This is a genomic window from Bacteroides sp. AF32-8BH (assembly GCF_003435205.1).
GTDB lineage: Bacteria > Bacteroidota > Bacteroidia > Bacteroidales > Bacteroidaceae > Bacteroides > Bacteroides ovatus.
In genome coordinates this window covers 110,239-135,645 of sequence record NZ_QVLZ01000011.1, presented here as the reverse complement: position 1 = coordinate 135,645, position 25,407 = coordinate 110,239, and the positions used below count along the sequence as shown (strand labels likewise).

Annotated in this window: 21 protein-coding genes and 1 pseudogene; 11 read left to right on the top strand and 11 right to left on the bottom strand. The window is 43.2% G+C overall.

The window, feature by feature from the left end; translation table 11 throughout:
* The first annotated feature begins 5 nt into the window (after nucleotides 1–5).
* The 8 genes from DWZ47_RS09965 to DWZ47_RS09930 all read left to right on the top strand — a co-directional run bounded on the left by DWZ47_RS09965 (nucleotide 6) and on the right by DWZ47_RS09930 (nucleotide 9,020).
* Complete coding sequence (locus DWZ47_RS09965) at nucleotides 6–440, top strand: hypothetical protein (RefSeq protein ID WP_004303466.1); 435 nt, start codon at nucleotides 6–8, stop codon at nucleotides 438–440.
* Entirely contained in the window at nucleotides 424–1,566 is a 1,143-nt protein-coding gene (gene atpB, locus DWZ47_RS09960; RefSeq protein ID WP_004303465.1) for a F0F1 ATP synthase subunit A, read from the top strand. The genes DWZ47_RS09965 and atpB overlap by 17 nt, the downstream gene beginning before the upstream one ends.
* Nucleotides 1,567–1,674: 108 nt before the next feature.
* A complete protein-coding gene (gene atpE, locus DWZ47_RS09955; protein ID WP_004308863.1) occupies nucleotides 1,675–1,932 on the top strand; it encodes an ATP synthase F0 subunit C in 258 nt (85 codons plus the stop codon).
* A gap of 56 nt (nucleotides 1,933–1,988) precedes the next feature.
* Complete coding sequence (gene atpF, locus DWZ47_RS09950) at nucleotides 1,989–2,492, top strand: F0F1 ATP synthase subunit B (RefSeq protein WP_004295759.1); 504 nt, start codon at nucleotides 1,989–1,991, stop codon at nucleotides 2,490–2,492.
* Between the two features lie 5 nt (nucleotides 2,493–2,497).
* Entirely contained in the window at nucleotides 2,498–3,058 is a 561-nt protein-coding gene (locus tag DWZ47_RS09945) for a F0F1 ATP synthase subunit delta (protein WP_004295760.1), read from the top strand.
* Nucleotides 3,058–4,641, top strand: a complete 1,584-nt coding sequence (gene atpA / locus DWZ47_RS09940) for a F0F1 ATP synthase subunit alpha (protein WP_004308864.1) — start codon at nucleotides 3,058–3,060, stop codon at nucleotides 4,639–4,641. Before DWZ47_RS09945 ends, atpA begins: the two co-directional genes overlap by 1 nt.
* 123 nt (nucleotides 4,642–4,764) lie before the next feature.
* Entirely contained in the window at nucleotides 4,765–5,661 is an 897-nt protein-coding gene (locus DWZ47_RS09935) for a F0F1 ATP synthase subunit gamma (protein WP_004308865.1), read from the top strand.
* A gap of 761 nt (nucleotides 5,662–6,422) precedes the next feature.
* The gene (locus DWZ47_RS09930; RefSeq protein ID WP_117513010.1) at nucleotides 6,423–9,020 is read left to right on the top strand and encodes a helix-turn-helix domain-containing protein; all 2,598 of its coding nucleotides are present in this window, start codon (nucleotides 6,423–6,425) and stop codon (nucleotides 9,018–9,020) included.
* Between the two features lie 28 nt (nucleotides 9,021–9,048).
* On the opposite strand, the gene DWZ47_RS09925 is transcribed toward DWZ47_RS09930, so the two are convergent.
* From DWZ47_RS09925 to DWZ47_RS09915, 3 genes are all read right to left on the bottom strand, one after another.
* Entirely contained in the window at nucleotides 9,049–9,669 is a 621-nt protein-coding gene (locus DWZ47_RS09925) for a lysine exporter LysO family protein (RefSeq protein ID WP_004295766.1), read from the bottom strand.
* On the bottom strand, nucleotides 9,666–9,944 hold the full coding sequence (locus tag DWZ47_RS09920) for a LysO family transporter (RefSeq protein WP_004303461.1): 279 nt from the start codon (nucleotides 9,942–9,944) through the stop codon (nucleotides 9,666–9,668). Before DWZ47_RS09920 ends, DWZ47_RS09925 begins: the two co-directional genes overlap by 4 nt.
* Nucleotides 9,945–10,346: 402 nt before the next feature.
* The gene (locus DWZ47_RS09915) at nucleotides 10,347–11,258 is read right to left on the bottom strand and encodes an SDR family oxidoreductase (RefSeq protein ID WP_032843541.1); all 912 of its coding nucleotides are present in this window, start codon (nucleotides 11,256–11,258) and stop codon (nucleotides 10,347–10,349) included.
* A gap of 138 nt (nucleotides 11,259–11,396) precedes the next feature.
* Between DWZ47_RS09915 and DWZ47_RS09910 the strand changes: the two genes are divergently transcribed.
* Entirely contained in the window at nucleotides 11,397–12,566 is a 1,170-nt protein-coding gene (locus tag DWZ47_RS09910; RefSeq protein ID WP_117512990.1) for an RtcB family protein, read from the top strand.
* Between the two features lie 272 nt (nucleotides 12,567–12,838).
* Here the strand turns inward: DWZ47_RS09910 and DWZ47_RS09905 are convergent, their stop codons facing one another.
* The 3 genes from DWZ47_RS09905 to DWZ47_RS09890 form a co-directional block, all read right to left on the bottom strand.
* Nucleotides 12,839–14,122, bottom strand: a complete 1,284-nt coding sequence (locus tag DWZ47_RS09905; protein WP_004295772.1) for a clostripain-related cysteine peptidase — start codon at nucleotides 14,120–14,122, stop codon at nucleotides 12,839–12,841.
* A 385-nt stretch (nucleotides 14,123–14,507) separates the two neighbouring features.
* Nucleotides 14,508–15,407 (bottom strand): helix-turn-helix domain-containing protein, encoded by a 900-nt coding sequence (locus DWZ47_RS09895; protein ID WP_117512989.1) that lies wholly within the window; start codon nucleotides 15,405–15,407, stop codon nucleotides 14,508–14,510.
* Between the two features lie 30 nt (nucleotides 15,408–15,437).
* Nucleotides 15,438–16,340, bottom strand: a complete 903-nt coding sequence (locus DWZ47_RS09890; RefSeq protein WP_117512987.1) for a helix-turn-helix domain-containing protein — start codon at nucleotides 16,338–16,340, stop codon at nucleotides 15,438–15,440.
* 204 nt (nucleotides 16,341–16,544) lie between these two features.
* Between DWZ47_RS09890 and DWZ47_RS09885 the strand changes: the two genes are divergently transcribed.
* Nucleotides 16,545–17,552, top strand: coding sequence for an SDR family oxidoreductase (locus tag DWZ47_RS09885; protein ID WP_004295777.1), 1,008 nt, complete (start codon nucleotides 16,545–16,547; stop codon nucleotides 17,550–17,552).
* A gap of 139 nt (nucleotides 17,553–17,691) precedes the next feature.
* Here the strand turns inward: DWZ47_RS09885 and DWZ47_RS09880 are convergent, their stop codons facing one another.
* The 4 genes and pseudogenes from DWZ47_RS09880 to DWZ47_RS09865 all read right to left on the bottom strand — a co-directional run bounded on the left by DWZ47_RS09880 (nucleotide 17,692) and on the right by DWZ47_RS09865 (nucleotide 21,347).
* Complete coding sequence (locus tag DWZ47_RS09880) at nucleotides 17,692–18,240, bottom strand: occludin (protein WP_117512985.1); 549 nt, start codon at nucleotides 18,238–18,240, stop codon at nucleotides 17,692–17,694.
* Nucleotides 18,241–18,321: 81 nt separating this feature from the next.
* Nucleotides 18,322–18,960: a hypothetical protein gene (locus tag DWZ47_RS09875; RefSeq protein ID WP_233525031.1), complete on the bottom strand. Its 639-nt coding sequence runs from the start codon at nucleotides 18,958–18,960 to the stop codon at nucleotides 18,322–18,324.
* A 159-nt stretch (nucleotides 18,961–19,119) separates the two neighbouring features.
* Nucleotides 19,120–19,815 (bottom strand): response regulator transcription factor, encoded by a 696-nt coding sequence (locus DWZ47_RS09870; protein WP_117512983.1) that lies wholly within the window; start codon nucleotides 19,813–19,815, stop codon nucleotides 19,120–19,122.
* A 12-nt stretch (nucleotides 19,816–19,827) separates the two neighbouring features.
* Nucleotides 19,828–21,347: pseudogene (locus tag DWZ47_RS09865) on the bottom strand (sensor histidine kinase).
* 132 nt (nucleotides 21,348–21,479) lie between these two features.
* On the opposite strand from DWZ47_RS09865, the gene DWZ47_RS09860 reads away from it, so the two are divergent.
* Nucleotides 21,480–23,588, top strand: a complete 2,109-nt coding sequence (locus tag DWZ47_RS09860; RefSeq protein ID WP_117512981.1) for an outer membrane beta-barrel family protein — start codon at nucleotides 21,480–21,482, stop codon at nucleotides 23,586–23,588.
* A gap of 175 nt (nucleotides 23,589–23,763) precedes the next feature.
* Here the strand turns inward: DWZ47_RS09860 and aspD are convergent, their stop codons facing one another.
* A complete protein-coding gene (gene aspD / locus DWZ47_RS09855; protein WP_117512979.1) occupies nucleotides 23,764–25,407 on the bottom strand; it encodes an aspartate 4-decarboxylase in 1,644 nt (547 codons plus the stop codon).

The following is a 25,407-nucleotide window of genomic DNA, read 5'->3' as shown; positions in this document are numbered from 1 at the left end:
GTAACATGGTGAATATTAGTAAAACTAAACGGAATTTTATTTGGTGGCATACCTTATTTGCGGTAATTAGCGGGGCACTCGGAGCTGTCATTCTACACTTCGCTTTGCCGGGGCATTATTTCGGAGGGTATCCGTTTATTCCGATCTATTTTTACTTCTTCGGGCTGTTTAGCATTTATGCTTTCGACGCTTGCCGTCGGCATGCTCCACAGAGAATGTTACTGTTGTATCTGGCAACGAAGATGATAAAAATGATTCTTTCGCTGATTCTGGTATTGATTTATTGTCTTGCCGTTCGCGAAGAAGCCAGAGCCTTTCTGCTGACGTTTATCTTGTTCTATTTGATATATCTGGTATTCGAAACCTGGTTCTTCTTCTCTTTTGAGTTGAATCAGAAACGGAAAAAGAAAAATAAGAAGAAAAATGAAACAGTTGCATAACATAGTAGCTCCGTTGATTCTGTTCTGCCTCATGGCGGCAGTCAGCTTGCCGGTTCTTGCACAGGAACAGGAGGGGGAAGCGGTGTCACAACAGACGCAGGACGAGATTACTCCGAAAGAGGAACAGGAGAACACGGTGGATGTGAAAGAAATTGTGTTCGGTCATATCGGCGACTCCTACGAATGGCATATTACGACGTGGGGTAACACGCACATTACTATACCATTACCTATTATTGTTTATAGTAGCACTACAGGTTGGCACACGTTCCTTTCTTCCCGTCTCGAAGAGAATGGAGGGACTTATGAAGGACTTTCCATCGCTCCCGAAGGAAGTAAGTACGAGGGCAAACTGGTAGAGTATAATGCGGCAGGCGAACAGGTCCGCCCGTGGGATATTTCCATCACGAAAGTGACATTTGCTTTGCTGTTCAACAGCGTGTTGTTGCTCATCATCGTATTGAGCGTGTCACACTGGTACAGAAAACGTCCGCAAGGAGCGAAAGCGCCGGGAGGATTTATCGGATTCATGGAGATGTTCATCATGATGGTGAACGACGATATTATCAAGAGTTGTGTAGGACCCAACTACCGGAAGTTTGCACCGTATCTGCTGACAGCGTTCTTTTTCATCTTTATCAATAACATGATGGGATTGATTCCGTTCTTCCCCGGAGGTGCGAACGTGACGGGAAATATCGCTATCACTATGGTGCTTGCAGTCTGCACGTTCCTGGCAGTGAATATCTTCGGTTCGAAACATTACTGGAAGGATATTTTCTGGCCTGATGTACCTTGGTGGCTGAAAGTGCCTATACCGATGATGCCATTCATCGAGTTCTTCGGAATCTTTACGAAACCGTTTGCTTTGATGATTCGTCTTTTTGCCAATATGCTGGCGGGACACATGGCGATGCTGGTGCTTACCTGCCTGATCTTTATCTCGGCAAGCATGGGGCCTGCACTGAACGGCACGCTGACGGTGGCTTCTGTATTGTTCAACATCTTTATGAATGCGCTTGAGTTGTTGGTTGCTTTCATCCAGGCTTACGTATTTACGATGTTGTCGGCAGTGTTTATCGGTCTGGCACAGGAAGGTGCCAAAGTGAAAGCTGAAGAAAATTGAAATGAAACGCGGTGAAAACGTTGATAAAAAGAATACGGAATAAACGCGCGGAATGAATGATTAAATAATAAACAAGAGAAAATATAAACCATTTTAAAACTGAAAATTATGTTACTATCAGTATTGTTACAAGCCACTGCAGCAGCAGTAGGAGTTAGTAAATTAGGTGCAGCTATCGGTGCAGGTCTTGCAGTAATCGGAGCTGGTTTGGGTATTGGTAAGATTGGTAGTTCGGCAATGGAGGCAATCGCACGCCAGCCGGAAGCATCAGGGGACATCCGTATGAACATGATTATCGCCGCCGCCTTGATTGAAGGTGTGGCTCTGTTGGCGGTAGTAGTTTGTCTGTTGGTGTTCTTCCTCTAAAAGGGAGAACCCACCCCAGCTTTTAATTTATAGTCTTTAATTTCTAATTAAAAGATATGTCATTACTATTACCTGATAGTGGCCTGCTGTTCTGGATGTTTCTCTCATTCGGGATTGTGTTCGTGATATTGGCGAAATACGGCTTCCCCGTCATCATCAAGATGGTGGAGGGTCGTAAGACCTATATCGACCAGTCTTTGGAGGTGGCGAGAGAGGCTAATGCCCAGTTGTCTAAACTGAAAGAGGAAGGCGACGCATTGGTGGCTGCCGCCAACAAAGAACAAGGACGCATCTTGAGGGAAGCAATGGAAGAACGTGACAAGATTGTTCACGAGGCCCGTAAACAAGCCGAAATTGCCGCACAAAAAGAACTGGATGCGGTGAAACAACAAATCCAGATAGAGAAAGACGAAGCCATCCGCGACATCCGTCGCCAGGTAGCCGTGCTTTCTGTGGACATCGCCGAGAAAGTGCTCCGCAAGAGTCTTGAGGACAAGGAAGCACAGATGGGCATGATCGACCGTATGCTGGATGAAGTACTAACCCCGAATAAGAACTAAGGAAGATGGAAGTCGGAATACTCTCAATGCGTTATGCAAAAGCCATCATTGAATATGCACAGGAAAAAGGTCTGGAGGACAGGTTATATCAGGAGTTCCTGACGCTGTCGCACAGTTTTTGTGAACAGCCCGGTTTGCGCGAAGCACTTGATAATCCGGTCATCACAACGAAGGAAAAGTTGGCGTTAGTCTGCACGGCTGCCGACGGTGACGGAAAATCGACCAGAGAGTTTGTCCGTTTTATCACTTTGGTACTGCGAAACAGGCGTGAAGGCTATCTGCAATTTATCAGCCTGATGTATCTGGATCTCTACCGGAAGCTGAAGCATATCGGAGTGGGTAAGCTCATTACAGCCGTTCCCGTCAACAAGGAAACGGAAAACCGGATTCGTTCCGCAGCAGAGCATATCTTGCACGCCCAGATGGAACTCGAAACGGTGATAGATCCTTCGATCGAAGGCGGATTTATCTTTGATGTCAACGACTACCGACTGGATGCAAGCGTTGCCACGCAGTTGAAGCGAGTGAAACAACAATTTATTGATAAGAATAGGAGAATTGTATAATGTCTGAAAATATAAAAGTAAGCGAAGTATCTGATATATTGCGCAAGCAGCTCGAAGGAATCAACGCCAATGTGCAACTTGACGAAATCGGTACGGTGCTCCAGGTGAGCGACGGCGTAGTGCGTATCTATGGATTGCGAAATGCCGAAGCCAATGAATTGCTGGAGTTTGACAATGGTATCAAAGCAATCGTGATGAACCTCGAAGAGGACAACGTGGGTGCTGTGCTGTTGGGTCCGACGGACAAGATCAAAGAGGGATTCGTCGTGAAGCGTACCAAACGTATCGCCTCCATCCGTGTAGGAGAGGACATGCTGGGACGTGTGATCGACCCGCTGGGCGAACCGCTCGACGGCAAGGGGCTGGTTGGTGGCGAACTGTATGATATGCCATTGGAACGGAAAGCTCCGGGGGTAATCTACCGTCAGCCTGTGAACCAACCGTTGCAGACGGGATTGAAGGCGGTAGACGCCATGATTCCTATCGGTCGCGGACAGCGTGAGTTGATTATCGGCGACCGCCAGACGGGAAAGACTGCCATCGCTATTGATACGATTATCAACCAGCGCAGTAACTTCCTGGCAGGTGATCCTGTATATTGTATTTATGTGGCTATCGGTCAGAAGGGTTCTACCGTTGCTTCTATCGTTAATACGCTTCGTGAGTACGGAGCACTGGACTACACGATTGTGGTGGCTGCTACGGCTGGTGATCCGGCTGCATTGCAGTATTACGCTCCTTTTGCGGGTGCTGCCATTGGCGAGTATTTCCGTGATACCGGTCGTCATGCGTTGGTGGTTTATGATGACCTTTCCAAGCAGGCGGTAGCTTATCGTGAGGTTTCTCTGATTCTTCGCCGTCCATCAGGTCGTGAGGCTTATCCGGGTGATATCTTCTATCTGCACTCCCGTCTGTTGGAACGTGCTGCCAAGATTATCAGTCAGGAGGAAGTGGCTCGCGAAATGAACGATCTTCCGGAAAGTCTGAAGGGAATTGTCAAAGGCGGTGGTTCGCTCACGGCATTGCCTATCATCGAAACGCAGGCTGGTGACGTATCGGCTTATATCCCGACGAACGTGATTTCTATCACCGACGGACAGATATTCCTTGAAACTGACTTGTTCAACCAGGGTACGCGTCCGGCTATCAACGTCGGTATCTCTGTATCCCGTGTAGGTGGTAACGCGCAGATTAAGGCTATGAAGAAAGTGGCGGGAACATTGAAGATCGACCAGGCACAGTATCGTGAACTGGAAGCGTTCTCCAAGTTCAGTAGCGACATGGACCCGATTACCGCATTGACGATTGACAAGGGACGTAAGAACGGCCAGCTGTTGATTCAGCCTCAATACAGCCCGATGCCCGTAGAACAGCAGATTGCTATTCTCTACTGTGGTACACACGGACTGCTCCACGATGTTCCTCTGGATAAGGTGCAGGACTTTGAACGTAGCTTCATCGAATCGCTGCAACTGAATCATCAGGAGGATGTATTGGATGTATTGAAAACGGGTGTGATTGATGATAATGTGATTAAGGCTATCGAAGAGACTGCCGCCATGGTCACTAAACAATTTATCTAATCGGTCATTGATTTATCTGATTGGCCTTTAAAATAAATCTGAATGGTTTTTGATTTATCTAATTGGCTTTTTTATAAATCAGATCGCCCTTTAATTTTTAATTATTAATTTTTAATTATCACTATGGCTTCACTGAAAGAAGTAAAAACCAGAATAAATTCGGTCAAGAGTACCCGAAAAATCACTTCAGCAATGAAGATGGTGGCTTCTGCCAAATTACACAAGGCACAAGGGGCCATTGAGAATATGCTGCCTTATCAAAAGAAGTTGAACAAGATTCTGACTAACTTCCTAAGCGCGGACCTGCCTATCGAATCTCCTTATGTGCAGGAGCGTGAAGTGAAGCGTGTAGCAATCGTTGTTTTTTCTTCGAACACTTCTCTTTGTGGTGCTTTCAACGCCAATGTCATCAAAATGATGATGCAGACTATCGGGGAATTCCGTACTTTAGGACAGGATAATATCTTGATATTCCCGGTAGGCAAGAAGGTGGATGAAGCGGCCAAACGGATGGGTTTCAAACCGCAGGAGGTTTCTCCAACGCTCTCCGACAAACCAACGTATCAGGAGGCTGCCGAACTGGCTCACCGACTGATGGATCTGTATGTAGCAGGCGAAGTGGACCGGGTGGAAATAATCTATCATCACTTCAAATCAATGGGGGTACAGATTCTTCTTCGTGAGACGTATCTCCCCATTAATCTGACGAACGTCGTAAGTGAAGAGGACAGAGAGAATAAAGAGGAGGTACAGGAGAACGAGATTGCCAATGATTATATCATCGAACCGAACGCAGAGGAATTAATCGCGAGCTTAATCCCCACTGTATTGAGCCAGAAGATTTTTACTGCCGCTGTTGACTCCAATGCTTCGGAACATGCTGCACGTACGTTGGCTATGCAAGTGGCTACGGACAACGCAAACGAGCTGATCCAGGATTTGACGAAGCAGTACAATAAGAGTCGTCAGCAGGCGATTACAAACGAATTGCTGGATATTGTAGGGGGATCCATGAAGTAATTAATCATCTTTCTTTTGTCTTGAAACAAAAGAAAGAAGCAAAGAAAAATTCAAGGCTGACTTTTTTCTCCTACTCGCTTCCTTCACTTCGCTAAAGGGCAGAAACTCGCTACGCTCAAACAGTTTGCCCTTCTTAACGCTCCGTTACGGGCGCTCGCCTGACGGAGAGAAAAGTAGGCCGGGGAACCTGGCGGGGTGGGTGTTGCTGCTTGAATGTTGTAGGGTAGGTTTGTGGGGAAGCTGTTCTGGATGGGGTTGCGGGGGAGCCGTGCGATATGTCTGATATTGCTTTGGTGAGTCGCTGTTATATCGTTTATAGTTTTATTATATATTGTTCTGCTTTGCTATATTGAGTCGTATAACGTCTGCGGCTTTTATATAGCAAAGCTTTTTTATAAGGGGTATAAACCTTTCATAAGTCTCTTTATACTACATAGGCTACATCGGTTATCATTCTATTAGCCTTTTATTCTATGTCCTCTTTTTATATGGTGAGTTTTTTAATAATAAAGCTTCCCACATTGTAAGGCTTCCACCCGCAGGTCTTCCGGCCTCGTTTTTCCGGCGTCAAGCGCAGGTGGTTTCTCCGGCGTTAAAAAGGGCAGACTGTTTGAGCGTAGCGAGTTTCTGCCCTTTAGCCGGAGGAAGCACCGGAGTAACCGGAAAAACGCAGCCTTGATTCTTTCTTTTTGGTTCTTTTTCTTTCGTATCAAGACGAAAGAAAAAGAATATTCAGTAACTTTACCGAAAATTGGAAAAGCATGGAAAATAATCAGGAACTGCAGCTTGCTTGGCAGTTCATTGAAAATACAGGCACACATTTATTTCTTACCGGAAAAGCTGGAACCGGGAAAACGACATTTCTTAGACGATTGAAAGAACATACGCCCAAACGCATGGTCATATTGGCTCCGACAGGGATTGCAGCTATCAATGCGGGAGGCGTAACGATTCATTCTTTCTTTCAGTTGTCTTTTGCTCCTTTTGTGCCCGAAACAACCTTTAATTCTTCCCAGACACATTATCGTTATAGTAAAGAAAAGCGGAATATCATCCGTAGTATGGATTTGCTGGTTATTGATGAGATCAGTATGGTGCGTGCTGATTTGTTGGATGCGGTGGATGCAACTCTGCGGAGGTATCGCGATAGGGAGAAACCTTTTGGTGGGGTGCAACTGTTGATGATTGGAGATTTGCAACAGCTGGCGCCTGTCGTGAAAGACAATGAGTGGGAGTTGTTGAGAAAGTATTATGAGACTCCTTATTTCTTTGCAAGTCATGCATTGAAAGAAACGGCATATATGACGATTGAACTCAAGAAAGTATATCGTCAGAGTGATACGTTCTTCCTTTCTTTATTAAATAAAATTCGGGAGAATAAGGCGGATGATGAAGTGTTGAATGAACTGAACCGTCGTTATCAGCCCGGCTTTCAGCCGCAGAAAGAAGAGGGATATATTCGTCTGACGACACATAATAATCAGGCACAGAGGGTTAATGATTGCGAACTGGCATCGTTGCCCGGCAAGGCGTATCATTTTAGTGCCGAGATAGAGGGGGATTTTCCTGAATATTCGTATCCTGCGGATAAACTTCTGACAATTAAGGAGGGAGCACAGATAATGTTCCTGAAGAATGATCCATCGTCCGAGAAACGGTATTATAACGGTATGATTGGTGAGGTGGTAGCGGTTAATGAAACGGGTATTGTGGTGCGTGGTAAAGGGGATAGATCCGAATTTCAGTTGTTGTCGGAAGAGTGGGGGAATTATAAGTATGTGTTGAATGAGGAGACGAAGGAGATCACTGAAGTGATAGAGGGGACGTTCCGCCAGTATCCTATTCGTTTGGCGTGGGCTATTACGATACATAAGAGTCAGGGTTTGACATTTGAGCGTGCTATTATTGATGCGCGGAATTCCTTTGCACATGGACAAACTTACGTGGCTTTGAGTCGTTGCAAGACGCTGGAGGGTATGGTGTTGGAGTCTCCTTTGCGCAGGGAAGCCATAATAAGTGATGCTACGGTGGATAATTTCACCAAAGCGGTGGAGCAGAATAAGCCGGGTAGCCAGCAGTTGAATGATATGCAAAGGGCGTATTTCTTTGATTTGTTGAGTGATTTGTTTAATTTCTATTCGATCGATCAGGCTTATAAACGGTTGCTTCGTCTTATGGATGAGGATTTGTACAAGCTCTTTCCGAAGCAGTTGGCTGAATATAAGGCGTTGGCTCCCCATGTTAAAGAGAAGATTGTGGAGGTGTCTCAACGTTTCCGCAATCAGTATACCCGGTTGATACATGAGAGTGAGGATTATGCGGCGAATGAGGAGTTGCAGGAGCGGATTCGTTCCGGTGCCGGATATTTTCATAAGGAGTTGGAACCGGTTCGGGCTTTGTATGATAAGACTAATATGCCTCTTGATAATAAAGAGTTGAGAAAGCTGTTGGCAGAGCGTATGCAGGCGCTGGATGATGCGTTGTGGATTAAAGAGTCTTTGTTGGAAGCTGTGTCTACAAGAGGGAAGTTTGCTATCACGGATTATTTGAAGTTGAAGGCTAAAGTAATGTTGAGCCTTGAAGATGATTCTACGTCCTCCGGTTCTTCGAAGGCTTTGAAAGAGAAGAAAGAACGCAAGGAACGGAAAGAGCGTACACGCAGTGCTGAAAAGGTAAAGGTGGAAGTTCCTACGGATATTCTGCATCCGGAGCTTTATCGTGCCCTGTCTGAATGGAGAACAGCTAAAACAAGGGAGATGAATGTTCCTGCTTATGTGATTATGCAACAAAAGGCATTGATGGGGATTGTGAATCTGCTACCGGATAGTCCAAGAGCTTTGGAGGCAATACCTTATTTTGGAGCGAAAGGAGTAGAGAAATACGGGCTTGAGATTCTGGGTATTATCCGCAAGTATGTGGCGGAGAATCAATTGGAAAGACCGGAGATGACGGATCTGTTAATCTCCTCCGGTAATAGTGATGATACTGCAAGGCAACGAAAGACGAAGCTGCAGAAAGAGGCAGAGAAACAGGAGAAAGAGGCGGAGAAGGAGAAAAAGAAGGAGGCGAAGAAAGATACGAAGTTGGTTAGCTATGAAATGTTCCGTCAGGGAATGAATATAGATGAAATAGCCAAGGCTCGTGATTTGGTATCCGGAACCATTGCCGGACATCTGGAGCATTATGTCCGTTCGGGAAAGATCAAAGTGGAGCAGGTGGTGAAAGCTGAAAATATAGCGAAGATTCGCAAGTATTTGGATGAACATGAATACATGGGAATATTCGCTATAAAGGTAGCATTAGGAGACGATGTCTCCTATGCTGATATCAAGTTTGTATTGGCTGTTTCCGGGCATTAATAAATAAGGTTATTATTCCTGGACAGGGTTAAAGATTACAGAAGAAAGAAACGAAAACGGGAACGCTGATGTCAATCAGAATGCCGTGCAGGATGGCGATGGGAATCATCTCTTTTCCAGAATATCTGGTGATGGAAGGCAGCAGTACATCCATCGAGTTGACTCCTGCTGCTGAAATAGGAGCGAGTTTCCCGAAGTACTTCTTGATGATCGGAGTACCAAGAAGTGCCATCATCTCACGGAAAATATTAGTCAGTAGGGCAATAGTTCCCAGTTCCGTAGCCAGTTGCAGTCCTATGGAGGGTTCTTTGAATTGGGTGATAAGGATGGAAGAGAGTGAATAGTAGGCAAATCCACTTCCCACTGCCATACAGTCGAACACGCTCCATTGACGCAATAGCAAACTTGCCAGGGCGGAGAATAACAGCGTACCGATAATTGTTCCCAATGGAATCAGCAACATTTTAGGGTGCAAATGTGAAACAATGGCTTTCAGGTTCTTATTGGAACCGATGCTGATTCCTACTTGTAACATTAATGCATAAAGTATGTACATGGAAACTGTGTGCGTATCGAACTCGAACTTATTGAAAGCTCCCATGATACAGCCTACACAAAAGAATACTATAACGATCAGACTTCCTTTCATTGTTCGCCTCCTTTCCTGAAAAATAATTGTAGTACCAAACGGGCAGCAATCAGGCTTCCCAATACACCGGACACAGCAAGAACAATGGCTTGCCATCCGAACTTACCAAGATTGTTCACAATCAGGCTATTAGAACCGATAGATACACCGAGAATAAAGAGCAACAGGAATATTGTAAGAGAAATTGTCTTTTCTGTCTTCTGTAGAATACTCCAGTTACGCAATACATAGCCGATGCCGATTCCTAAAAACATGGTAGATATAATAGAGAACATAATTGTATATATTTGGGGTTAGGTTAAACTGATGATTGACAACACACAAAAGAATTTTCAAAGAAGATATTACATCTGCTTGAAAATCAGAAAGGAATACTGCTATGGCTAACAAAACAAGTCAGCAGGTAGTTCCTGTAAAGAAATAGTTGGGAAATTTAGATGAATCCACTGAACCAATGCACATGCACGCAACAAGACTTACAGAAAATAGGTATTCCTGCAAGAAAAAGAGTAGCGTTATGTAATTGTAATGTTTGATTCATCATTGGTCTTTTTTGAATTTGGTGCAAAGATAGTTATTTATTGCATATTTTCAAAATAAATATGCAATAAATAAAGAGAAAGGAATATCCGGAACGAGATAGATGGTTGTAAAAAGTTGGTTATGTGCTCTTTCCCTTATAATTTATCCCAGTTCGCAAGAATTTCTTTTAACTTTTGGGGCCTGTATCCGAGCATTGTCCGGGCTTTATCAATACTCATACCACTGAAGCGGGGACGGGGAGTGCTTTCATTCATTTCTTCTGTGGTGGTAGGATGGATAAGAGAACGGTCGAGTTTCATATAATCTGCTACCTGGTAGGCAATCTCTGCAATGGTCATACATTCATCGCCACAGATGTGGAAGATGCCATTCGCCGTATGTTCTATTAAACGTAGCACTCCATCCGAAACGTCTCCAACATAGGTTGGTGTCCGCCATTGATCGGATACGACACGTATTTCTTGTCCGGCTTTCAGACGGTTCATTACTAGCTGTACAATATTACCGTGTTGTCCCGGCAGTGCCTTGCCATAAACGATTTCTACACGGACAATGGCATAACTGCTGCAAGTTTCTGCCACTCTCTCTTCTCCTTTCCATTTGGTATATCCGTAGTAGTTGACCGGGGCAGGGAGGTCTTTTTCTGTATATAACAGCCCGGCAGTTTCGTTTATCTTTCCATCAAAAACAAAGTCCGTAGATAAATGAATGAACCGGCTTTTGTATTCTTCGCATAAATCGGCCAGTTGGCCTACTGCGGTAACATTGGTAAGATAGGCTTCTTCATGATGCGTTTCGCAATAGTCCGGCACGGACAGAGCGGAGCAATTAATGACTACATCGGGTTGAACCTCTTTGAAGAGATGACTAACGTCCGCTTCATTCCGTATATCTGTTTCGATGAAACGATAATCCTCCGCGTTATTGGGAAGAATATCCGGATGCAGGGAGCAGCCCGTCAGCTTGTATTGTTTACAAGCAGATAAATCATTTAAAATCTGGCGTCCGGTGAATCCGTTGGCGCCGATAATTAATATCTTCTTCATTAGGTTCTATATATAGATGTTATAGATTATTTCTACAAAAATAAAAAATAATATCAACTACGCAAATAGATTTCGTACTTCCCTTCTTACTTTGCTCCCGATAACGAGATTTATATGAATTGATAAAAGAAAAGATGTATGGAAAAAGTAATTATGGGAACACGTTTACCCGCTAAACTTTGGTTGGATGAAGTAGAGGACTCTTGTATGTCGCAGATCATGGATTTGACTTCACTGCCTTTTGCATTTAAACATATTGTCATCATGCCTGATGCGCATGCGGGAAAAGGAATGCCTATTGGCGGTGTGTTGGCTACCAATAGCGTGATTGTTCCCAATGCTGTGGGAGTGGATATCGGTTGTGGTATGTGTGCGATTAAGACAAATCTAAAAGCGGAAGATTTTAGTTATACGGATTTGACTTCCATTATGTCGAAGATTCGTGCGGTTGTTCCTTTGGGATTCGATCATCAGAATAAAAAGCAGGATCAGGAATTGCTTCCGCAAGGATTCGACTTTGAAGAGATGCCTGTTTTGAAGAATCAGTACGAGGCTTGTTTGAAGCAGATAGGAACTCTGGGAGGTGGAAATCACTTTATTGAGATTCAAAAAGATACCGCAACGTCTGATGTTTGGGTGATGATTCACTCCGGAAGCCGTAACATTGGTTTGAAGGTTGCCAATCACTATAATAAGATTGCGCAATATTGGAATGAGAAATGGTATTCTGAAATGGTATCGGGACTAGCTTACCTGCCAATGGAGACACAGATGGCAAAGGATTATTTCCGTGAAATGAATTATTGTGTGGCCTTTGCCTTTGCCAACCGTCAGTTGATGATGACTCGTATTTGTGAAGCCATCCAGGCAGTGAAACCTGAAACGGACTTTGATCCTATGATTAATATTGCCCACAACTATGCAGCTTGGGAGAATCACTTCGATCAGGATGTGATTGTACACCGAAAAGGTGCTACGCGTGCCTATGAGGGCGAGATCGGTATTATCCCCGGATCTATGGGTACCAAGTCTTATATTGTTGAGGGACTGGGTAATCCGGAGAGTTTCAAAAGCTGTTCGCATGGTGCAGGTCGATTAATGGGAAGAAAGGATGCCTGTCGCCGTTTGTCACTGGATGAAGAGAAGGAGAGAATGGATCAGCAAGGTATCATTCACGGACTTCGTTCGCAGAACGAACTGGATGAAGCACCGGGAGCTTATAAAGATATTGCGCAAGTGATAGCGAATGAGCGGGACTTGGTGAAACCGTTGGTGGAGCTGGCTCCAATGGCGGTGATTAAGGGATAATGTCATGCCATGTTTAAAGGAGTATCTAGCGTATGGACATAAAAAAAGGAGCAACGCCTTGCTCCAACCTTTGTTAACCTTAAATCTAATACTATGAAAAACACAATGCAAAGATACAGACTATTGCGAAATTAGCAAATAATCCAAGAAAAAAAGTATGTTTTATAACATTGATTAAGAATTGGTTTTCTCAATTCAATTTTTATTAAGAGATTTGACAGACCACATGTAAAGAATCAACTCTCTACCACCGTATGCTTCTTAGAGTAGATTTAATGAGTGGCAATATACCACGCTGTTTCGTTCTTTTTTGAAGCACCCGGATTAGTGCTTGGGTCGGAAATCGTGATTCCGGAGAAAGTATTGATATCAATTCTTTCTCCATAGTAGGAGGAAGAGATTGCTGTAAAATACTGTTTGGTATTCCTTTTAAAGGGTACAGTGCGTTTCAGCTGCTCGTTGAATTGTTCTAATAGATCCGGATCGGAACATAGTTTGGAAACGTAATCACCGTAATCAAAGAATATGGTAGGCGTATATCCGTCTAATCTTTGTAATTCGCCCGTTAATTCTTCGTTAAACGTATAACGCTGATTTATTTCTTTCATAATAGCCGCCAGGTTGTCTAATTCCGAGCAATCAGTAACACCGATTGTTCCGCAGGGAGTCACATAATTTGAATAAAAAGAATAGAAACCGTCACAGACCTTTTCGTAATCTATATTTCCGATTAAGTACTGGCCTATTTTGTCGTATGGCATCCCATAGGCCATTATTTCACTTGTAGAAGCTATCAAGTGGCTTGTTACGTTTTTAAGGTCATAGGCAACCTCTACCGTAGACATATAGCAGTCATCGAAAAGTATATATTCCATCTTTAGGCCCGCGTTCGAAATACCTCCGGCAAGCGTAGTAATATCAGTTTGATATTTCGTTTGTGTTCCTCCAAAAAAACGTGTCATCGGTGCATGTTCATACTCCCAGTGCTTTTTACTAATCTGCAAGCTGCTGCGTGAAACTGCTCTCGATACAGGTATCCATCCCATTCCGTGGCATCCGATAATCATTGCATATCGTTTGGCGGGAGCATAGGTTTGTACATCGTTCAAAATAGAAGTGATGCCCTCTGCAGTTGTATAGGTAGGATCCGGATAATCGTAGTTTTTTAAAGTCTTCTGTACACCTTTGCCATTCTCATAGACAAGTTCGGAGAGAGTGGCTTTGGTGGCCGATGTACATATAAATACGATCACCCGTTCATTCTTCAATATATTGTTTCCGATGATACTTTTCAAATCGGCAATGTTCTGATAGAAAAAAGAAGTGAGATTGTTCGACCAGGGTAGATACATGAACACCGTCTGTTCATTATTCGAACGAACAACAGGATCAGTCGGATCGGGATCTGTCGGATCAGTAGTTGAGTCATCCGTTTGCCTTGTAGTTGGAGAGGTAGAAACAGGATCCTCTTTCTCACATGAAATCATGCCAAAAGAAAGAAATAATACAAAGAGGATTGATTTCATCAGACGATAATATGGTTGCATTGTTTCCATTATTCTACAAGGATTAAATAATCTTTTTATATGTAACGTAAAAAGAGAACCTTTTGATCTGTCTTATCGAGACATAATTGACATCTCTCTTTTTGCAAAGTTATTGAAAAATAGCGTAATTCCTATATTATCATGAATAAGAAAAAGGAGAGAGCTTACGTATAGACATAAAAAAAGGAGCAACGCCTTGCTCCAACCTTTGTTAACCTTAAATCTAATACTATGAAAAACACATTGCAAAGATACGGACTATTGCGAAATTAGCAAATATTCCAAGAAAAAAAGTATGTTTCATAACATAGATTAAGAATTTGATATCCCAATTCAAATTTTATTAAGACTTTTTGATTGCTTTATCTTCCTCTAATCCCTTTGACATATACTTTCAATTAGGTATCCTGAAATCATTCGGAGAACAACCTGTGATTTTCTTAAATAACCGGCTGAAATACTGTGGATTCTGAAAACCCAGCTCTTGCGTTATCTGATTGATTGTTTTATCAGTATTCACCAACCAATCTTTGGCAATCTCGAAGCGTTTGAACTCGATATACTCTTTAAATGATTTCCCCGTTTCATACTTCAGTAAGTCGTTGAAATATTCAGGAGACAAATGAAGCAGGTTCGTACAATACTTATGTGAAAGTATATCGACAGTCGGTACCTGTTTCGTTTCAAAATGGTTATTTATGATTTTATCGAATTGTTTGATAATCGTTTTATTCGCTTCATTACGTGTAATGAATTGGCGTTCGTAGAAACGGATACAGTAATCCAGCAATAGTTCTATATACTTGGAAACTATCTTCTTGCTATGTCGGTCAATGCAACGTTCGAGTTCCTGGTTTATTTTATCCATAAACTCCAGAATGATTTGCTTCTCGCGCAAAGATATATGTAATGCTTCTTCAGGCAGATAAGAGAAGAAAGTATAGTTATGTATATTAAGTCCGAGCGGAGTGCCACAAATCAGATCGGGATGAAAAGCCAATATCCATCCTTTGGAAGGAAAATTCTTACTGTTTTCCTTCATATTGATAGACTCTCCGGGACTAAGGAAGAGCAAAGTACCATCCGAAAAATCATAATACTGGTGACCATACATATACGCTTCACATTTACACTCACTCAATAGAATCGTATAAAAGTCGAACTTGATGCCCGTATGAGCTGACAAGTCAGCCTTTGAGAGATCGATGACACTTACCAGCGGGTGTAGTGTCTTACTCCCCAGGCAACAATTGCATTGATGCACGGTTCCTATTTTGAGTACTTTATCTCCCATGATGTTGAGACTCCTGTATCTAAAATACGTCTAGTTTTTTTGTTTATATTCGTTCGGGGTGCAGCCGACATGCTTTTTAAATAACCGACTGAAGTGCTGTGGATATTGAAATCCCAGTTCATAAGCTACCTGGCTGACAGTTTGAACACCTTCCAGTATTCTTTCTTTGGCCAGTTCGATAATCCGGCACTGGATATATTCCTGTGCAGTTTTTCCGGTTTCCTTCTTTATCAGGTCCCCGAAATAATTAGGAGAGAGGCATGCCTTGTCTGCAAAGTATTTCACGGATGGCAGTCCTTCGGTCATTGCCACCTGATTTTGGAAATATTCGTCCAGTAATTGCTCGAATTTAACGACTATATCTTTATTCGCCTGATTGCGTGTAATGAACTGCCGTTCGTAGAAACGCATACAGTAATCCAGTAGCAGTTCGATATTCCGTACGATAAGTTGCTTGCTATGCTTGTCGATAGTATGCTCCAGTTCGAGCCGGATTTTATGTATGCAATCGGTTACGATTTCTCTTTCCTGATCTGAAAGATGCAATGCCTCATTTACCTCGTAAGAGAAAAAAGTATAGTTTTTGATATTCTGTCCTAATGAAGTTCCACGGATTAAATTGGGGTGGAATAAAACCCCAATCGACTTGGTACGGGGAGCCGTTCGGTTACGGTTGTCTATTCCGCTCACTTGTCCCGGTGCCATACAGACAACCGTTCCTTCCTGATAATCGTAATTCTTACGTCCGTATGTGAGATCCCCGCATTTGGCATCTTTCAGGAACAGACAATAGAATCCGATGTTCATACGGATATACTCAACCGACTTGGTAGCTTTTGAGAAGTCGATTACATTAACTAAAGGGTGCAATGTCTCCAGTCCAAACAACTGGTCATACTGATCGACGGTTTCAATTTTTGTTATTTCATCCATATGCTTTGTTATTAATCTGATACAAAGATAAAACATTTGGAGGTATCTTTTTTATTTCATACCTCAAATCAGTAATAAGGGTACAAGAATCAGTAATCTGTATACTACATAAACTTGCGGGCGGAAAAATAAATGGCAATGATTGCTGGAAGTAAGTCATGGAATTGATATATTTGCTCCGGAGAATATAAAAAAACAGGTTTTATGAAAGCATTATTCATTGGAGGAACGGGTACTATCAGTACAGATGTAGTTGCATTGGCGCAACAGAGAGGGTGGGAGATTACTCTCCTTAACCGCGGCTCAAAAAAAATGCCGGAAGGAATTCACAGTATCATTGCGGATATTAATGATGAAGAAGCTGTGGCAAAAGCCATCGCACTTGAACATTACGATGTGGTTGCGCAATTCATCGGTTATACGGCAGAAGACGTAAAGCGTGATATCCGCCTGTTTCAGAATAAAACGCGGCAATACATCTTTATCAGCAGTGCCTCTGCCTATCAAAAGCCATTAACCGATTATCGCATTACCGAAAGCACTCCTCTGGTCAATCCCTACTGGCAGTATTCCAGAAACAAGATAGAAGCGGAAGAGGTATTGATGTCAGCCTACCGGACAAGTGGTTTTCCGGTGACCATCGTTCGTCCCAGCCATACCTATAACGGAACCAAACCTCCCGTAGCCGTACATGGAGATAAGGGAAACTGGCAGATTCTCAAACGGATTCTTGACGGCAAACCTGTCATTATTCCCGGCGATGGCTCCTCTTTGTGGACACTGACTCACTCCAAAGATTTTGCCAAAGGCTATGTCGGACTGATGGCGAATCCACATGCCATTGGGAACGCTTTTCATATCACTACCGATGAAAGTATGACTTGGAATCAGATTTACCAGACAATCGCCGATGCGTTAGGCAAACCTCTGAACGCATTGCACGTAGCATCCGATTTCCTTGCCAAACATAGCGATCATTATGATTTCAGGGGGGAACTCTTAGGAGATAAAGCAGCTACGGTTGTTTTCGATAATTCGAAGATAAAGCGGCTCGTCCCGGATTTTATATGCCATATCTCTATGGCGGACGGATTGCGGCAAGCTGTACATTATATGCTTTCTCATCCGGAAACTCAAACACCCGACCCGGAATTTGATTCGTGGTGTGACCGTATAGCCAATGCAATCAGTGCGGCAGACAAAGCCTTCTGATTTTCCTGATTTTAATAAGTACCTGCCACTAATTAATTGCTATTTTTTAGGCACGGATTACACGGATTAACGCGGTTATTTTTCAGCAATGATAACCCTAAAGACCGTGACATACGTGTAATCCGTGCCTAATTATTATTTAATAAGGAACATTTCTTCCTTGCTGCACCTCAATTCGTATTCCGAAATTACCATTGGCAGATTTCAGTTCGAACGCTCCCCGGAAATTATTCCTTTCCCAAGGCATAGCGCTACGGTTAGGCACCCGCCAGCCATCCTTGTTGTAATCTCCGTAAGTATTGATTCTCATTCCGTTTTTCAGTTTGAAAGATCCCATCTGCATAAACTGTGGAGAAGAAGACAATCCCCAACCATATCCGTATCCAAAACCGGAAAACCCGGAGTAAGAAGACGAAGAAAAAGAGTCAGTGAATCCTTGAGAATAGGTAATATCCGTGTTTAAACGAAAGAGCTGATTATAATCTTTCGTCATATTAGGCATATCTAAATTAAACTTGGGAAGTTCGGGAGTTGCTACGTTCATTAACCCCATATCCAGCAGAAAACCACCAAACTCTTTGATATTGGTAGATGGAGCACGACGAATACTATCGGAAGGAATTTCCGACTGTGCGGATGCAAAACCGACCGATAATATCAGCGAAAGAAATAGAATCAGTTTTTTCATCTTCGTAAAGGTTGATTTACCACAAAGATAGATAATTTCCACCTGACTATCCGCTTCCGTTATGTTTTCTTAGAAAAAAACTTATCTTTTCAATTTAATCACCGGATAAACGACAGGAGCCGTCTCCCATTTCCTTTTCATCGGGTTGTATGAGCGTTCCATACCTCCATGGAGTTCGATATAATCGTTGAACTTGATTTCAAGCATCATGCCATAACCGCTTTGCGGATAGATAGGAGTGAGATATCCCTGCGAAGCATTTCGTTCGCCATTCACAGAATATTCGCCGAAAGCCCGTATACGCAGAAATTTATTAATCCGGTAAGCGGCCGAACCGCTAAAACCAAAATCATTTCTGGCACCATGTTGGAAAGAAGGCATTGTGTACTTGGCACTGAACAGCCCACCTGAAAGCTCCCATCGTTCATTAGGGGCATACGTATAAATGGCACCTACCTGAATATGCGTCCCCATGGTAGGATACGTATTATGCAAACTATACGTACTTAAATAGCTGTTAGCATTGATCCCGAAAATATCCGACCGATTATAGTCACGGCTGAAGGGATCGAAAGAAGTACCCAGTCTGGGAGTAGGCCAGGGAGTATCCATAAATTCGGGAGGAGATATATGAAGCGTCATGCTATCCGTTTGAATGGTTGGCTTCCTGTCGTTCGGCGTTATATTCATATCGGGTAAGATGAAGCCCTCCTTATCCATATTTAATGGCTGCTTTTGCTCCGGTGGCAGAAGAACCGCACGGCCGATGCTATCCTTTTTTTACTTCCACCTGTTGCGCAAATGCGGTACAGGTACAAAGTAAAAACATAAATCCTGTGAACTGTCTTTTATTCATGGCACTTTGCGGTGTTAAAGAGTTTAGTTGACAATCAGTTTATAACCGATTCCCCGTACATTGACAATACGTATCTGTTCATCTTGCGAGAGTTTATGCCGCAATTTGGTAATGAACACATGCAAGCTTCGGGAATTGAAAAAACTGTCGTCTCCCCAAAGTTCGAGCAAGACATCCTGCGTGTTGACCACCTGATTCCGGTTTTCGCAAAGCCGTTTCAAGATTTCCGATTCACGATGAGAGAGTTCCTGTCTCGTTCCTGCGTGTAATAAAGTTTGTGCAACAGGATCAAACAGATAACTTCCTATCTCAAAATGATTGGCAACCTTATTCTCAGTGAAGAGAAAAGCCTTTCCCATCAGTGCTTTGATTCGGATAATCAGCTCTTGTATACCGAAAGGTTTTTTCAGGTAATCATTCGCTCCGAGTTCAAACCCCTCCACCACATCATTGATGGCCGAACGGGCAGTCAGGAATAAGACAGGAGTCTGTTTATCCGTCTGGCGGATGCGACGTACCATTTCAAAGCCATCCATTTTCGGCATCATCACATCGGCTAAAAGTACATCCGGATGAAGTTCGAAGAAAAGGCTTAGTCCTTCCTCACCGTCATTCGCCGTATGAATGATAAAATCATTTTCTTCAAGTGTATCCTTGATAATCATGGCGAGCGTCTGTTCGTCTTCTACCAGTAATACGGTAATTTTGTTTTTACTCATGATTTTATGGGTTTATAAAGTAATGGTAAAAGTGCTTCCTTTGTCCGGTTCACTTTTTACGGTGATAGTTCCTCCATGTTTTTCGACCATACTCTTGACATAGAACAGTCCTAGTCCGTAACCTTTTATATTATGAAGATTACCCGTCGGGACCCGGTAGAATTTATCAAATATGTGCTTTTGTTTATCAAGTGGAATCCCGATTCCCCGGTCGGTAACGCTGACGGTTACTGTCCCCCCCCAGTCTGTCGGCAGGAAATAGACAATTCGGCTTCCTCTTTCGAGTATTTCACTGCATTATCTATCAGGTTACTGATGATGTTGCTGAAATGCGTACGGTCGGCTACAATGACAAGCGTTTCCGGTTGAATATCCAATTCGATATGTACAGGCTTGTCCGCTTTTAGCTGGTGCTGCTCCATGAGCGGAGTAATCAACTCCTTCAGGTTGATTTCCTCCGGATGCAAACGAAACGTTTTGCGACGCTCCATTCCCATGGATAAAATCTGTTCCACCAGCCCGCTAAGCCTTTGCAACTGCTCCTGACTGATGCGTAGATACTGGTCGCGCTTGCTTTTCTCTTCCGCCTGGTTAAAGTTCAGTAATGCGTCATTAGCCGCATAGGCTACGGCAATGGGAGTCTTTAATTCGTGCGTGATATTATTGGTAAAATCACTTTTCATTTCATCCAGCGTTTTCTGTTTCAGAAGCGTCCGGATAAGGAACCAGAAAGAGAATCCGAGAATCAGAAGAATTACAAATGAAGTGACCAGAATACCTGTCATCTGCTTTAACACCAATGAATTGATCGGCTCGAACACCAGTTGGTAGCGTTGGCTGTGATGCATATTAAATTCATAGTCATAGCGGATTGCCTTGGGACTGGGAATATAACTGCTATCTCCCGCAATACCTAATGTATCGGTATATACAATGGAAGAATCGGCACTGATTCCGGTATAAATCAAAAGAGTGTGATGAGGAATAGAGAGATTATGCTCTTTCATCACATGGGTGAGCAAACTGTCATATCGCTGCAGGTTGACATCTATATAAGTGTCCACACCCGAATGAATACCCTGCTGAATACTCATTAACAGCTCCTTTAGCGAATCTTGCTTTTTCAATAACACATCCAGCCCGTTCTCGCTACTTGCAACAGGTGTAGAATCTTCCGGAGCGTTACCAACGGCCTTTACCGTATCCGTAGTAGTTTCTGTCCGGGAGTGTATCGTATCCTGACGGCTACTATCCGTATAAGAAATCGTTTGTTTAGTCACTAATGAATTGCCGTCCGCATCATATCCGGCTGATACCGTCAGCGAACCGTGTTCCACATTATCTTTTTGCAAATCATTTACCCGGAGCACGACCTCGTTAAAGTCACTCGTCCGCATCGCATCTCTGATATTGCTCTCCATTTCCATCTTCATAGACCGGTAAAGCCCTGTCAACCAATAAGCTTGATAAACAAAGATTCCGATTAATGAGCAGATAACCAGTATGACAATATGTTTTAGTGGTAATTTCATACTGACAAAGATAATAGGAAACTATTCTTATTCTTCTCTTTGATAAGACTAAATAACACTAGATAAGCCAGTGATAACGCAAATTTCCATTTTTTCTACCGTATTTTGTCGTATTCCAAAAATAAAGACGAAATGAAACGGATTAATTTACTATTTATGTCTCTTCTATGTGTGTGGATATCCGCTACAGCACAAGTCGGACAACAGTCACAGGAACCTGTCGACAGTATCAAGAATATAGGTTATATGGATAGTTTGTTTCAGGAACTGCCCGAAGTGATGATTACAGGTGAACGCCCTATCGTGAAAGCCGAACAAGGCAAACTCGTGTATGACGTGCCGAGACTGGTGGGCAACCTGCCTGTGGATAATGCCTATGATGTTGTGAAAAATCTTCCGGGTATAGTAAATATGAATAATAGTCTGATGTTGGGAGGACAGGAGGTAACTGTTGTCATCAACGGAAAAGTGACCACTCTGTCTGCCGAACAATTGGATGCTTTATTAAAATCGATTCCTGTCAGCCGGATTGAAAAGGCGGAAGTGATGTATTCCGCTCCGGCACGCTATCAGGTACGCGGACCGATGATTAACCTGATATTAGCACCCGGCACAGGACAAGCATCTTCCCTTCAAGGAGAACTCTATACAGCTTTTAACCAACATCACTACGAATCTTTGGCAGAACGTGGAAGTCTTCTGTACTCCGGACGTAAATTCTCTGCAGATCTTCTTTACTCTTACTCTTATGATCGTGACCGAAGGATTACGGAGAAAGAAGCACTTCACACGTTAGCCGATGGTTCAGCGCATCAGATGGATATGGATGAAATAATGACTTCCCGTACCAACAGTCATCAGATACGTCTCGGAATGGATTACTCTCTAGCAGAAGATCATCTGTTAAGCCTGGTCTACACAACAGCTTTTACCGATTCCAAACATTATTCCATAGCTACCGGTGCGCAAAATTCTGTTACCGATTCACAGGGAGACAGCCAGCTCCATAACGCAAAGTTAGATTATCAAACCCCTTTCGGGCTGAAAGCTGGAGTGGCATTTACATCCTATCATTCTCCCGGCAGCCAATTATTATATAGCACGATGGGAACAGAGACAATGAATTTCTTGAGCCGGGATAAACAGCAAATCAATCAATGGCGTTTTTATGCCGGGCAAGAACATACCTTAGGTAAAGGCTGGGGATTGAATTATGGTATAACCTATACGACCGCTTTAGACCATAGCTATCAAAGATATTATGACCCGGAAACAGATAACCTGTTACCGGATAATAACATGAACTCCCGCCGTCGCGAACAAACCCTGAATGTGTATGCCGGACTAAGCAAAAGCTTCGGTGAAAAACTCTCGGCCGATGTTTCTCTGGCAGCAGAGCAATATCATACAAATATCTGGAATGAATGGAGCCTGTACCCGGTAGCCAATCTAACTTATATGCCCGCTGCCGGACATGTCCTGCAATTCTCATTGAGTAGTGACAAGGAATATCCCGAATACTGGAGCGTACAGAATGCAATCTCTTACATGGGAGCATACTCTGAAATTCAAGGAAATCCCTATCTCAAACCTGCCACGAACTATGAAACCAGCCTTAATTATATACTAAAAGGCAAGTATGTTTTTTCCGCCTTTTATAGCTATACCAAAAACAAGCAAATGCAAACCCTCTACCAATCACCGGAACGCTTAGTAGAGATTTACAAATTCTTCAACTTTGATTTTTCATCACAAGCCGGATTGGTAATGACAGTTCCCTTTAAGGTGAAAAAATGGCTCGACTCCCGTTTCACCGCCATCGGTTTTCGTTATCGCCAGAAAGATAGTGACTTCTGGGATATCCCGTTTGACCGTAAACTATATACATTTGTGTTGACGATGAACAACACCTTTACCCTTTCCACAAAACCCGACTTAAAATTCACCTTGACCGGATTCTATCAAAATAGAGCCATCCAGGGTATTTTCGATCTTCCCCGTTCGGGAAACCTGGATGCGGCACTTCGTTACACCTTTGCAAAAGGAAAAGCACAATTGACGCTGAAGTGTGACGACCTGTTCAATACCTCCACCATTTCGACACAAGTCCGTTACGGATTGCAGAATGTGAAAAACCACTATATGCGCACTACCCGTACATTCGGTATTTCGTTTAACTATAAATTCGGAGGATACAAAGAGAAGAAGAGGGAAGAAGTCGATACCTCCCGCTTTAAATAAACGCTAATTAATTTTTAGACATAAGAGCGAGAAAAATTTCAGACATAAGAACAAAAGAACATAAATGCTGCGCTTTGAAAATTATTTCTGTTGTTTATTTAACTGCTATTTTATTTTTTGTTCTTATGTTCTTCTGTCTGAATTAAATTCTCATTTATAAAATGAACTACTTAGTTCATTCTTTTGATGCTTTCCATGTTTGGGCATATTCTTCCAACACACACTTGATGCTTTGTCCGATTTTCACATAATCGGCCTCATTCAAATTGGCTAGTGACACACGCACACTCCATTTCGGTCCGGCAAAGCCACCACCATTCAACAGAACGAGTGAAGTTTCGTTTGCCAGGCGGAAAACCACATCCAATGGATTGTAGGTCTTTTGCAGATAAGTAACGAAGTCATCCCCATAGAATTTCTTCGCCCATACCAGCATATCGATCTCCGAATAATATCCGGCACGTAACGGATCTTCCACCAGCGTGAAACCTGTGTTATCCCACAACGCATGCAGACGACGATGAATAATTTCCTGCATCTTCTTCTTATAACTGTCTTCTTTATCCAGGAGCGAGAAGATGGCAAACAAACTCATCTGTATCTGTTGGGGCAGGGAAAGCCCTGCAGTATGATTCAGCGCAATTTGTCGGCTGTCAGCCACCATGCGGTCAATAAATTTCATCTTTTCCGGTTGCAGGCTAAGGCTGGAATAACGTTTGTTCAAGATTGATTTCTGCTCCTCCGACAGGCGGGCAATCATTTTGTCGTAGATGTTGTCTTCGTGTAGAGCGATAACAGCGGTTCTCCATCCTGTAGCTCCGAAATATTTGGAGAACGAATAAACGCAAAGCGTATTGTGCGGCAACTCTGCCATCAATGAACGGAAATGAGGAATAAACGTTCCGTACACATCATCCGTGATAATCATCAGATTCGGATTATCATTCTTCACAATGTTGATGATACGTTCGGTGGTCTCCTTGCCAAGTGCATAGCTGGGCGGGTTGCTCGGATTGGTGATAAACAACGCTTTGATCCGCGGATCTTTCAGCTTGTCTATATCTTCATCCTTATACTGCCAGGTATGTAAACCGTCAGGAGTCATCTGGTCAGCAGAAATTTCGGTAACGTCGAACTGATAGCGTCGCAGTTCCGGGATTTCTATATAAGGAGTGAACACAGGAACCATCAAAGCAATAGCATCCCCCTGGTTCAACAGGAAATTCTCTTGCAAAGAATCGAACAGATAACACATGGCTGCCGTACCTCCTTCGGTCGCGAAAAGGTCAAAAGTACCTTTCGGCGGACGGCGGTCACACATCTCTTGCGCCAGGTAATCCTGTACGATTAACTCCGTAAAATGTAAAATACGGTCGGGCACAGGATACTGGTCGCCAATCACCGATTCTGCCCATTCGTGAATAAGTGTATCCGGATCGGCAGCATGTTCCATCAGCATATAATTATAGCCCTCTTTCAATAGGTTAGCACCGGGAGCTTTCTCGTTTTCTTTCAGGAAAGCCTCGAAACGGGCAGCAATTCCCGCCTTTTGCGGAATACCTGCTATTCCTTCTTCCAGTGAAAACGCATGACGACATTCGCAAAGGCCGAATTGTCCCAGCAGAAAAAAGGCTTCGCGTGGTTCGGTAGCAATCCAGTTCGGGTTACCTCTTCCGGCATTCAACATCGTATGCGCTATCTTCTTGATACTTTCATCTGCCATATCGATCAGTTTGTTTTTCAGCTCGAACGGGCTGATCGTTTCCATTTTCTTGGCATAACTTTTGGTAATGGCAGGGTTATTTGTTTTCTTTTCCAT